A 12,777-nucleotide genomic window follows, 5' to 3' on the forward strand; every position below is an offset into this window, starting at 1 on the left:
GATTCAGGTTTAAGCATCTCCTATGAAAACGTTTGCATAAATAGATGGCGGACAGTAAGGAAGAAAACAGGAACCAATCCGATGATTTATCCTATATTAGCAGCATCTAAATAATAACGAGCTAATATCATGAAAAAATTATTGTTCTTCTTAGGTTCTCTCTTACTTTCATTAAGTACTTATGCAGCCATGAACGTATCAAAAATCGATCCGCCCTTCTGGTTCACCGGCATGAACAATCCGGAACTCCAGTTAATGGTATACGGCGAAGGCATCGGCCAGGCATCCGTATCAGTAAACTATCCCGGAGTATCACTCAGCAGCGTCGTGAAGCTGGAAAGCAACAATTATCTGCTTGTCTATCTTCATCTCGATAAAGATGTTAAACCGGGGAAAATGCCTATTACATTCACTCTCGGAAAGAAAAAGCTGGTTAAGGATTACGAATTGAGAGCACGTAGCAAAGCAGGAGCCGACCACAAAGGCTTTGACGCATCGGATGCCCTATATCTGTTAATGCCGGATCGCTTTGCCAATGGAAACCCGGACAACGACCAGATAGAAGGCATGGCAGAATATAAAGTAGACCGCAATGACCCGAACGCCCGCCACGGCGGTGACCTCGCCGGTATTGAACAAAACCTGGACTACTTTACCGACCTGGGAGTAACCGCACTCTGGTTCACCCCGGTACTTGAGAACAATATGAAAGGCGGTTCGTACCACGGCTATGCCACGACCGATTATTACAAGGTAGACCCACGTTTCGGTACCAACGAAGAATATCGCTCGCTGATAGACAAAGCTCACAACCGGGGCATTAAAGTCGTAATGGATATGATCTTCAACCATTGCGGAGTAGAACACCCCTGGATCAAGGATATGCCTTCGAAGGACTGGTTCAACCACTCCGATTTTAAAGACAACTTCGTACAGACATCTTACAAACTGACTCCTCACGTAGATCCGTACGCCTCACAGTATGACTTCGACCAGATGAATGACGGTTGGTTTGTGGAAGCCATGCCCGACTTGAACCAGAAGAACCCTCACGTATACAAATATCTCCTGCAAAACAGTTTGTGGTGGATTGAATATGCCGATATCGACGGCATCCGGATGGATACTTACCCGTATGCCGACTACGATGCCATGAGCAACTGGATGAAGGAACTGAATGAAGAATATCCCAACTATAACACGGTAGGCGAAACCTGGGTAACCGAACCTGCCTACACGGCCTGGTGGCAAAAAGATTCCAAACTCTCCGCCCCACGCAACAGTAACCTGAAAACTGTGATGGACTTCAGTTTCTTCGACAAAATCAACACAGCCAAGAATGAAGAGACCGACACCTGGTTCAAAGGTCTGGATCGGGTATACAACAACTTTGTATACGATTATCTGTATCCCGATCCCGCATCCGTACTGGCTTTCATAGAGAATCACGATACCGACCGCTTTCTGGGTGAAGGTGAAAATCTCAACATGCTGAAACAGGCCTCTACCCTTTTGCTGACCACCCGGCGCATTCCGCAGCTTTATTACGGAACCGAAGTCATGATGAACGGAGTAAAGAGCAAAAGCGACGGTTATGTCAGAAAAGATTTCCCCGGCGGATGGGCTAATGATAAAGAAAACGCTCTTACTCCGGAGGGACGTACCAAACTACAGAACGAAAGCTATAACTTCTACCGCAATCTGCTGAACTGGCGCAAAGGCAACGATGTGATTGCCAAAGGCAGCATGAAACAGTTCATGGTTCAGCACGGTGTATATGCCTATGCACGCGAATATAACGGAAAAACAGTATTTGTCCTGTTGAACGGTACGGATAAGGAGGTGAAACTCCCTCTGAAATATTACGCTGAAGTACTGAAAGATAAAACTCAAGGCAAAGACGTCATTAGCGGAAAAATGATAATGCTGAACGAGGAACTGACAATGGCCCCACGCCAGTCAATGGTCATAGAGCTTTAGCCCCGTTCACCCCAAAGCAGGCTCGGGGTGTCAAAAGTCTTTTTGTCACGAATAATAATAGTCAAACATTTGACTATTATCGAAGAATATCGCTACCTTTGCACCGACTAAAAGAATACAACGATGACAAACAACGAATCGGCACGCGAGCTTATTCTACAAATCCTGCGAACCCGGATGGCTTTCCGTCAAACCCTTCAACGGGTGCTCAAACGGCACAACGTAGATATGACCTTCGAAATGCTGCAAGTAATGAATTGCCTGTGGAACGAACAAGGCATCAGCCAGCAATCTCTGGCAGAGAAAACGGCAAAAGACAAAGCTTGCCTGACTAACCTAATCAATAACCTGGAGAAGAAGAATTGGGTGATACGGAAAGAAGATTCATCCGACCGGAGAAACCGGCTGATTTTTCTTACAGCACAGGGCGAGGAACTTGCCCTTACAGTGAAACCGCTGATCAACGATATCTATACCCAAACAGGAATAGAGATGGAGGTCAGCCGGATAAACGAATGTACCGAAGATTTAAAAAGACTGTACGAAGTTCTCAACGAAATCTAAAATCAACTCAGGCCATGTCCACCCATCAAGCGAAACAAAAAGAATTAAGAAAGCTGAAGTACAGAAACATCTTTCTCAACACGGTATGCATATTATTAGCACTGGCAGGTATCTCGTGGACAGTAAACTATTTCTGGAAATATGCCCGCTACGAAATAACCAATGATGCCGTAGTGGACCAATACATCGCTCCGCTCAACATCCGGATACCGGGATATATCAAAGAAGTACGTTTCACCGAGCACCAGTATGTACATGCCGGCGACACGCTCCTGATTCTGGATGACCGTGAATACCGGATCCGACTCAAAGATGCGGAAGCCGCTTTGATGGATGCCTTAGGCTCCAGAGAGGTTTTGAACTCCGGCATCCGGACCTCAGGGGTAAACATTGCCGTACAGGACGCCAACATAGCCGAAACCCAAGCACGGCTTTCACAGCAGGAAGCCGAACTGAACCGATACACCCGGCTCCTGAAAAAACAGGCCATCAGCCAACAGGATTACGAACTGGCAAAAGCAAATTTTGAAGCGACCCGGGCACGTTACAATGCCCTCCTGCGCCAGAAAGAAGCCGCCCAATCGCAGTACTCTGAAACCAGTAAACGCAGTACCAGTGCCGAAGCCAATATCCTCCGTAAAGAGGCCGAAGTGGATATGGCTAAACTGAACCTGTCATATACCGTCGTCACCGCACCTTATGACGGATACATGGGACGGCGCACCCTTGAACCGGGACAGTTCGTACAAGGGGGACAGACTCTCTCGTATCTGGTACGAGGCAATGATAAATGGGTAACTGCCAACTATAAAGAGACTCAGATAGCCCACATCTACATCGGACAAAAGGTTCGCATTAAAGTAGATGCTTTCAGCGGCCGGACTTTTCATGGAACCGTCACGGCCATTTCCGAAGCTACCGGGTCAAAATACTCCCTGGTGCCTACCGACAATTCGGCCGGGAACTTCGTCAAAGTACAGCAGCGCATTCCTGTCCGCATTGACCTCAACGATGCCTCACCCAAAGAGATGGAATGCCTCCGTGCCGGAATGATGGTAGAAACGGAGGCGGTCCGCCCATAAGCCTATGGTAAAGCTCAACCTCCCTACCCGCCCCTGGGTGCCCCAATGGTTGGGCATCGTAACGATGTTCATCGTCATTTTTCCCATCACCCTGCTCAACGGAGCTTACACAGGCAGTATGATCGAAGTGTCGAACACGCTGGGAGTGATGAGCGAAGATATCACGATGGCCTATTATTCAGCTTCGGTGGGGATGGCTGTAGCCTACCCCATCGTACCGAAAATACGTGCTATAGCCACTTCGAAGACCTTGTTGCTCACAGACTTATTGCTACAGGTTTTCTTCAGCCTGATCTGTGCACAGACAGGCAGCATGGACGTCATCATGGGATGCTGTTTCTTCATGGGATTCCTCAAAGGTTTCGTCATGCTCGAGTTCATCATCCTGATCCGTCCACTTTTCAGTCCCAAAAACATACGAAGTGAATTTTACGCCTACTTCTATCCCATTGTCTTCTCCGGAGGACAGTTGTCAATGGCTATCACGGCACAATTGGCCTATCATTATCAATGGCAGCACATGTACTATTTCGTCACCATCCTTCTACTGGTTGCCATTCTGTTTGTATTGTGTTTTTTCCGTTACGCACAACGTCCCGTCCACATCCCGTTCAAGGAGATGGACGGAAAGAGCATGTTCATCATTGCCGCTGCCTATCTGCTGACACTCTATACCTTCACTTATGGCAAAACACTCGACTGGTTCGCATCCCCTAAAATAAGAGTATACGTATTCATCATCCCTCTCCTGATAGCTCTTTTCATCTACCGGCAACGGACACAGCCGAAGCCTTTCGTCAGTCTGAAACCACTTACTCTGCATAAATCCATCATCGGATACGGCTTCATGGTACTCGCCATGTTTCTGACAGCCACCAGTTCACTGGTGACCAACTACATGAACAGTATTATCCGGGTAGACAGCATTCATGCCAATTCACTCAGCCTGTGGCTGTTGCCCGGCTATGTCGTGGGAGCGATTATTTGTTTCTGGTGGTTCCGATGGCAACGGTGGCGGTTTCGCTTTCTGATTTCAGGCGGCATGTTCTGTTACGTCATTTATCTGGCAATTCTCTACTTTGGCATAACCCCGTATGGCACTTACGAAATGCTCTACCTTCCTATCTTATTCCGAGGAGTGGGCATGATGGTCCTGTTTATCGCATTCGGCGTTTTTGTCGTCGAAGATTTAGACCCGCGCCTGACACTGTCCAACGCTTTCTTCCTGATTTCCTTCCGGTCGGCACTGGCACCGGTCCTGTCGGCCTCGTTTTTCAATAACATGCTCTATTATCTTCAGGTGAAAGGCATGAATGTTCTTTCGGAAAATATGACGCTGACCAATCCAATAGCCGAACAGAAATATAACCAGGCACTGAACAGCGCCCTGGCACAGGGGCACGAATTCAGCGAAGCCGGCCAGTTGGCAACCAACAGCCTGTACTCCATTTTGCAACAGCAATCTCTCTTGCTGGCTCTGAAAACACTGATCGGTTATGTGCTGATACTGGCACTGGTGGTTGCAGTCGTTGCAGCTTTTATCCCTTTCCATAAGACATTGAAAGTGGCTGTCGTAAAGACGGGAGACGATATGGTATAACGAACGAGGAAAGAATAAAGATTCCTCCGGCAAATATGTAGTTTGACAACCGTCCCGATAAATTTGATAATCAACAGATTATATTTACCAATATTTTTCTTTCAATGTAAATCCATTTATCCCGGTATGTAAAGACATTATCTCCGGTATGTAAAGGCTTTTATCCCGGCATGTAAAACCATTTACCCCGGTACGTAAAACCATTTATCCCGGCATGTAAAACTTTGATAAGCCAGTCCCGAAAACCCGGTGAATTTGATTATTCACCACAGAAGAGAATAACGTCTCACAGAAGAGAATTTCTCTCCGGAACCTTTCATAAACAAAAGATGAAAACTCTGTGCCTTTTGTACCCCTCGTAGTGAATCAAAACCCGAACCGAATGGCAACCGGATTTTCGGACCGACCTAAAAAAGCCACTCAATCGCTTGAGTGGCCTTCCAAAAATGTAAATTAAATAAACATGAACAACATCATGTTTTTTTATTCAGCCAATTTATTGTCTGAACCCAGCACATTGATGATTTTGTGCTTGTAGAGTTTTTCCATGTTGTCGCGAGCCGGTCCCAGGTATTTACGTGGGTCGAACTCAGCCGGTTTTTCTGCAAATACCTTACGGATAGCAGCAGTCATAGCCAAACGAGAGTCTGAGTCGATGTTGATTTTGCAAACAGCAGAAGCAGCAGCTTTACGCAACTCGTCTTCAGGAATACCGATAGCAGCTTTCAGTGCACCACCAAATTGGTTAATGGTTGCAACTTCTTCTTCAGGAACTGAAGATGATCCGTGAAGAACGATAGGGAATCCCGGAAGTTCTTTCATTACGCCATCCAATACGTTGAATGCCAACGGAGGAGGAACCATACGGCCGGTTTTCGGATCGATGTGGCACTGTTCCGGAGTAAATTTATAAGCACCGTGAGAAGTACCGATAGAGATAGCCAATGAATCGCAACCTGTTTTAGTTACGAAATCAACTACTTCATCCGGTTCAGTATATGTGTGGTGGTCTGAAGAAACTTCATCTTCTACACCGGCCAATACGCCGAGTTCACCTTCTACAGTTACATCGAACTGGTGAGCGTAGTCAACAACTTTCTTAGTCAGAGCAACGTTTTCATCATAAGGAAGGTGAGAACCGTCGATCATTACAGAAGAGAAGCCTGAGTCGATACAGCTTTTGCAAGTTTCGAAAGTATCTCCGTGGTCGAGGTGCAAAACGATTTCAGGATTTTTGCAGCCCAATTCTTTTGCATATTCTACAGCACCCTGAGCCATGTAACGCAACAGTGTAGCGTTAGCATACTGACGAGCACCTTTTGATACCTGCAAAATAACCGGAGACTTAGTTTCTACAGCAGCCTTGATGATAGCCTGCATCTGTTCCATATTGTTGAAGTTGAATGCAGGGATTGCATATCCACCCTTGATAGCCTTAGCAAACATATCTCTAGTGTTTACCAGACCTAAATCTTTGTAATTAACCATTTTGTTTAAAAGTTTATTGTTAGTGAATCAAAAATTCTACGCAAAAGTAAGAATAATCCTTTGAATAGAGAAACCGTCGGACGGAAATATCCGCCCGACGGGTGCAATTCAATCCTATTTCAATTTATTTCCCATCCTTTAAGAGCCGTTTGTAATGTCTACGTAGCAAATAAAGGGTTTTATTGTTTCCTCATATATATTATGGTAGGCAAGTGGTCACTGTAACCGTCCAACCATACCTTACCGCCGTAGGTGCGCAACGGTGAACCCTTGTATCTGCCCTCCTGCTGGAACAGGTATTCACGCAGAAAGACTTCGTTATGATCATATTTCAGTCCTTTTGCAGCCTGAAGCAGACTGGGTGAAATAATAATCTGATCGAACAGATTCCATTTGCCGCGATACAGCAAAGTGCCGACTCCTTTATCTTCCAGCGTCACCCACCAAGGATTATAGAGGTCATCCTCCGTCATATCTTCGACGTGTTTCTTAGCTCCCAGCACGGCAAGGCTCTGATCCATCGGGTCGTCGTTAAGATCGCCCATAATAATCAGTTTCAGGTCTTTGTCCGAACGCATTAACGAATCCTTCAATGCCTTCACCTGCATGGCGGCATGCATACGCACAGGCTCTTCCGCCCCACGGGATGGCCAATGGTTTACAATCATACATACCTTATCGCCTGCCAGTTCACCACCGACGATCAGGAATCCACGGGTCTTGTGAATCGTATCTCCTTCGAACGGAGTGGAAAGAACCAATGCCGTCGTACGGGGAGTAAACTGTTTGGGATCATACAGCAACGCACAGTCGATTCCCCGTTTATCGGGTCCTTCGTAATGTATGTAGCGATAACCTCCCGCAGCCATTTCCGGTTGGCGAATCAGGTCTTCAAGTACATTCCGGTTTTCAACCTCGGCCACCCCAATGGCGGCAGGTCCGGCAGGTACTTTATCGCGCGATAGTTCACCCAGCACTTTGGACAGTTTTTTCAGTTTGGAGTGATACTTCTCCGAGTTCCATCCCTTAGCAGCATCCGGCAGATATTCATAATCGTTTTTTCCGGCATCGTGAATGGTATCAAACAGGTTTTCAAGATTGTAAAAGGCAACGCTGTACAGCCCGTCTTTGTGCTCCTGCGCACGGACACCGACAGACAGCAACACTAAAAAGCCGAATGCAATAATCAATTTCTTCATAATTTTGTTTTAAGTTTGATTCACCACAGAGCAACACAGAGCCTTAAGTTCTTGTTATCAGGATATTGGAAAGAAGAAAAAATCTCTATAAGACTCTGTGTTGCCCTGTGGTGAATTTAGTTCATTTCTTAACTATTTAATGTCCTTTTGGGATTTCAAACCAGCGGGACCTTGACTTTAAACCAACGGATTTTCTCCGTCACCCCTGCAAAAGTCTTAAAAAAAAGCGAGAATACGACTTTTTTTCCGAAACTTTTTTCCTAAGAAACAAAAAAGCATTATCTTTGCGCTCTGAAAAATGACCATTACACTATTCTTACCAAATAGTAAACGATATAATAATTTAAAAAACAAATATTGAAATGAAAAAAGGTCTTCATCCTGAATCATACCGTCCGGTAGTATTCAAAGATATGTCAAACGGTGATATGTTTTTGTCTAAATCAACTGTGGCAACTAAAGAGACCATCGAATTCGAAGGTGAAACTTATCCGTTGCTGAAAGTCGAAATCTCAAGCACTTCTCACCCGTTCTACACAGGTAAATCTACATTGGTAGATACAGCCGGACGTGTTGACAAGTTCATGAGCCGTTACGGTAACCGTAAGAAATAATCAAACGGACTTCCGATTGATAAAAATAAGCTGCCTCCGCAAAGGAGGCAGCTTATTTTTTTGCCTATATGGAAGAAGAGATTATGGAAATCATCCTTCCGAATTCCTTATTAACGGAAGAACCAGAGTAAAACGACTGCCTTTTCCGACCTGAGACTGCACTTCGACACGTCCGGACAGCCGTGTGGCAATCACCTTGCAGATAGACAATCCCAATCCGGTGCCCTGCGCAAATTCATCCGCTTTATAAAAACGGTCGAAAATGGCGTTCAGGTGTCCGGTGTCGATCCCTTTGCCGGTATCTTCCACATAAAAGCCTACTTCGGCCCGCCCAGGATCCACTTCACATCCCAGCGTAATGCTACCCTCCACAGTAAACTTGTTCGCATTGCTGAGGAAGTTGGAAATGACCTGTATCAGGCGGAGCTTATCCACTGCCACATACACAGTCCAGCTATCGTCCATCTTCAACCGGAACTCTACAGGAGGATGAATGATCACCTGATGGGTACGATAAATTTCAGAAACAATCTTCGCCAGGTCATACCGTTCTATGACAAATTCCTGATTATTGGAGTCCAGTCGCGAAATATCCAGCACATCACTGATCAGCTTGAGCAACAACTCGCTGTTATGATTCACAATTCCGATCATATCCTTCTTCTCCTCCTCGTCAAGCTCCCCGGCCGTCTCGTCTACCAGGATGTTGGTGAAGCCGACGATGGCATTTAGCGGTGTACGTATTTCATGGCTCATATTAGCCAGGAACGACTGCTTCAGTTCAGCGTTTTCCGCAATCTCTTTCGCCCTGATCAGTTCGTCCTCCCTTCGTACCAGTTCCTGTACATTCTGTATGACACCTGCTATCACCAATTCTCCCTGATTATCCTTCAGGCTGTCGCAACGGCATTCAAACCACTCGTACCCTTTCGCCTCATCAAAGCAGAACCGCAGCCGCTGCAGAGCCATCACCTGCAACTCTTTCGTCTCCCTGAATAATTTCTCAATACACTGCATGTCATCGGGATGCAGATACTTTAAGAATTGCCTGAAAGCATAGCGCCGGCACTTGATACCGGTGAGTTGTACAAAGTTCTCGTCCAGGTTCAGCTCTCCCCTGCGTATATACCACAAAGAGATATTTCCTCCCGAGGTGGAAAGAGACAGATGCTCGTGTGCGCTCTTCAAAGCCTGTATATCTTCATGTTCACAACGGACTTTGCGGCGGATGCGCAGCAGGGCAATAAACAAGACAATAAACAAACAGACAAAGACAGCTCCGGAGACATATATTTCACGACGATATTTATCGTAAAAAGGCCGATTGAGTATTTTTACATTCTCCGGTACATTGGCTACATCAAAAACTTTAAAAGCAGAAAAAGGGGTCCAGTCCAAGATATATTCCTTGGCAAGCTCGCGGCGTTTAGGCCCTTTAACTCCATTCCCCACCCAAAGTTCTTCTGCCAGCAAAGCTACGGCCCCTGCCGATATTGCATCGGTAGCCATATATCCACCTACAATGCCGATATTTTCATTAAACCCCTCACGGATGCAACTGAATGAAGGAATATTCAGCACGCGGGAAACAGGCATGGTCGAAACATCCCATTTATCCAGCAAAAAAGCCGTATCATGTTGCCGTTCTTCGGGCATGCCGGTAATCACAAGCAGAGACAACCCTGCCATATAACGGAAAGGAAACATCTTTATCGTAAAATCCTTGGTATCCTCATTTCGGGAAAAACGGTCCATTATGGCCAGATTTTCTTTCTGAGCCAGGCCATAAAGAGTCTGATAGATGTTCGAATCAAAAATACCTTTCTGTCTCCCCCATATAACAATATTCTTTTTATCCTCCTCCTCCAGTAACCTCTTCATAGAACATTTTCCCAAAAATGTTAAATCCAGGTTATATACCACAGTGATATTGTTACGGCCAAACAGCCGCTTCATGAATTCGATGTTCGTTTTGAAATCGGGTCTATCGGAAAGTAAATATACCGGTGCATCCTCGTATTGCCTCAACTGCTCTTCGTTGGGAAAATGAATGTTACTCAGCACAACAGGACGCTTCCGCAGCAAAGGGTGTGCCGACTTCAAAACCGAATAAGCAGCCTGATCTCCTACAACCAGCAGCATATCCACACTTTCGTCACCAACAGAATCCAGATAACCGCGCATGCGTTCTACTTCCTCCTGCTCGTTGTAAAACTCACAATTTAAATAAAATTCTGTAATCCGTGGAGTAATCCCTTTTGCTTTCAGTTCCTCTTCCAGATTTTGCCGGAACTTACCATATCCTATATCATTTGGACCGAACGAATAAACCAATTGTATATTCTTCTCCATCTGTTCCGTCTGGTGACTTTGTACAGAATATGCCCAACCGGCGGCTAAAATCAGGATAAGGCCGATAACGGCAATGTATAGAATTCTGGAACGTTTCATTAAGACTCTTGCTGACGTTTGTTTTCCCTTTCAATTTTAAAATGTACAAATATAAAGTATATTATTTATATCTAAATACAAAGAGGCATATTCTTTATAGGGAAAATCCTATTGCACAATAGGGAAAAAAGCTGTGACAGAGGGAACTTCTTTTGTATCTTCGTAACATCTAAATAATAAATTTACTAAAAAAGATACGACTATGAAACGACTTGCTATTCTGTTTGTGCTTGTTCTGACATCGTGCATCCTGTATGCCAGAAGTGGAAAAGGGGATAATCTCAGCGGTCCTATCGCGCTGAAAGGCGAATTGACGGAGAAATATCAAAACTACTCAAAAGGGACTCCGGTCGTCATACGCGGAGTGCGAAAGATGAGAATTTCGCCCAACGATGCGGTGGGCATCACTTATGGAGTGGAAATCGACGGACTGCAATATCCTATCGGAGAGGAAGAAGCCAACAAAATCATCCGATTGAAACCGGAAACGGTCCTTGAGTACTGGCAGGGGATTTACCTGTCACAAGGCATGTACGATTACTACGACCGGAAAGGATACCGCTATGACATGCGGCAAGAGCTGGACGAGGAGTGCCTGGACTATCTGGACAAATTAAACGAAATCAGTTATAAAGACGCTTACATCGAGGATTACGTACAAGCCATTTTTGCCAAAGTCAATCCGGGAGAGGTGGATTCCAAACGTCCGGAACGCCTGAATGTACGCATCATCCAGTCGCCCGAACCGGATGCTTATATGTTGCCCAACGGCGCTATGCTGGTAAGTACCGGTTTACTGTGCACACTCGACTCCGAAGAGGAGCTGGAAGCCGTCATTGCCAACGAAATGGTTCACTTCATCCTCGATCATCAGGTGAACAACGTGTCACGTGCCGAAACCCGTGCCAAACGTGCCGCTTTCTGGGCAGACGTGCTCGGTACGGTAGCCATGGCGGCCGATGACACCAACTGGATGTACGGATACGACGAACGGGTGGGCGCCATTGAACTGGCCGCCAGCATCGGAACCATTGCGGCATTGGTCAACGTACGGACAGTAAACCGCCTGGGAATGGATTACAACAGCAAACAAGAGATACAGGCCGACCGGATTGCAAGAGACTATCTGGCGTTCAAAGGATTGAACCCCGATGCATTATCCTCGGCTATCGCAAAAATAAAAGATTTCTATGGTTCAACGCACCGTTACAACAACCTGACACGATATGACAGCTATGCACGACTGAAAGAACGACTTGCCAAACTGGGAGAAAAAGAAAGCATCCACAGCCATGCTTATCAGAAAGCGACATCGGATATCGTGACGTTCAACGCAGCCATGTACCAGGGAGACAAACGCTACAAAATGGCCGAACAGCTTGTATGCAAGAACATAGACAACAAGGTGGCTTCGGACCACGATTACGTAATTCTGGTGAAAGCACGCATGGCACAGGAAAACACTCCCGAAAGCAATGAATCCTGCCTGAAACTGCTGGAGAAAGCCAAAGAGATCGCTACCGCCCGCAACCTGGACATCAACAAACAGGAGATCCTGCTGCTGATGCGCATGAACAAACAGGTAAAGGCTGCCGATAAGCTGAAGGAATACAGGGATCTGCTGATGCAATACCAACAGCAGAACGCGCTCGGTTCGGAAGAATCCGGATGGATCGGTGAAGAGATGAACTGGACAGAGAAGATGCTGTCGAAGATCAGCCTGCTGTAAAGCCCAGTCACCAATATTTCAAAGGGTGTAGCCATCCGACCGCCGTGGCTACACCCTTTGCTGTGTATGG

The 12,777-nt window shown here is 46.0% G+C and carries 9 protein-coding genes; 6 read left to right on the forward strand and 3 right to left on the reverse strand.

Annotated features, from left to right (window positions below):
* Nucleotides 1-129: 129 nt before the first annotated feature.
* The 4 genes from DBK98_RS19545 (at nt 130) to DBK98_RS19560 (ending at nt 5,226) form a co-directional block, all read left to right on the forward strand.
* On the forward strand, nt 130-1,980 hold the full coding sequence (locus tag DBK98_RS19545) for a glycoside hydrolase family 13 protein (RefSeq protein ID WP_032535724.1): 1,851 nt from the start codon (nt 130-132) through the stop codon (nt 1,978-1,980).
* A 123-nt stretch (nt 1,981-2,103) separates the two neighbouring features.
* On the forward strand, nt 2,104-2,544 hold the full coding sequence (locus tag DBK98_RS19550; protein ID WP_005780636.1) for a MarR family winged helix-turn-helix transcriptional regulator: 441 nt from the start codon (nt 2,104-2,106) through the stop codon (nt 2,542-2,544).
* 14 nt (nt 2,545-2,558) lie between these two features.
* Nucleotides 2,559-3,626 carry an HlyD family secretion protein gene (locus tag DBK98_RS19555; protein WP_005807672.1) on the forward strand — a complete coding sequence of 356 codons (1,068 nt, stop codon included), beginning with the start codon at nt 2,559-2,561 and terminating at the stop codon, nt 3,624-3,626.
* Nucleotides 3,627-3,630: 4 nt separating this feature from the next.
* Nucleotides 3,631-5,226, forward strand: a complete 1,596-nt coding sequence (locus DBK98_RS19560; RefSeq protein WP_022012322.1) for an MFS transporter — start codon at nt 3,631-3,633, stop codon at nt 5,224-5,226.
* Between the two features lie 483 nt (nt 5,227-5,709).
* Here DBK98_RS19560 and DBK98_RS19565 read toward each other — a convergent pair whose 3' ends face one another.
* Both DBK98_RS19565 and DBK98_RS19570 read right to left on the reverse strand, forming a co-directional pair.
* Complete coding sequence (locus DBK98_RS19565) at nt 5,710-6,714, reverse strand: class II fructose-bisphosphate aldolase (RefSeq protein ID WP_005807673.1); 1,005 nt, start codon at nt 6,712-6,714, stop codon at nt 5,710-5,712.
* 179 nt (nt 6,715-6,893) lie between these two features.
* A complete protein-coding gene (locus tag DBK98_RS19570) occupies nt 6,894-7,913 on the reverse strand; it encodes an endonuclease (protein WP_005780642.1) in 1,020 nt (339 codons plus the stop codon).
* Between the two features lie 362 nt (nt 7,914-8,275).
* On the opposite strand from DBK98_RS19570, the gene DBK98_RS19575 reads away from it, so the two are divergent.
* Nucleotides 8,276-8,527, forward strand: coding sequence for a type B 50S ribosomal protein L31 (locus DBK98_RS19575; protein WP_005780644.1), 252 nt, complete (start codon nt 8,276-8,278; stop codon nt 8,525-8,527).
* A gap of 90 nt (nt 8,528-8,617) precedes the next feature.
* Here the strand turns inward: DBK98_RS19575 and DBK98_RS19580 are convergent, their stop codons facing one another.
* Nucleotides 8,618-10,978: a HAMP domain-containing sensor histidine kinase gene (locus tag DBK98_RS19580; protein WP_032535723.1), complete on the reverse strand. Its 2,361-nt coding sequence runs from the start codon at nt 10,976-10,978 to the stop codon at nt 8,618-8,620.
* Between the two features lie 202 nt (nt 10,979-11,180).
* On the opposite strand from DBK98_RS19580, the gene DBK98_RS19585 reads away from it, so the two are divergent.
* Nucleotides 11,181-12,707, forward strand: a complete 1,527-nt coding sequence (locus tag DBK98_RS19585) for a M48 family metallopeptidase (protein ID WP_005780648.1) — start codon at nt 11,181-11,183, stop codon at nt 12,705-12,707.
* The last annotated feature ends 70 nt before the right edge of the window (nt 12,708-12,777 follow it).

The sequence above is a fragment of the Bacteroides sp. PHL 2737 genome (assembly GCF_004115325.2).
Lineage (GTDB): Bacteria > Bacteroidota > Bacteroidia > Bacteroidales > Bacteroidaceae > Bacteroides > Bacteroides hominis.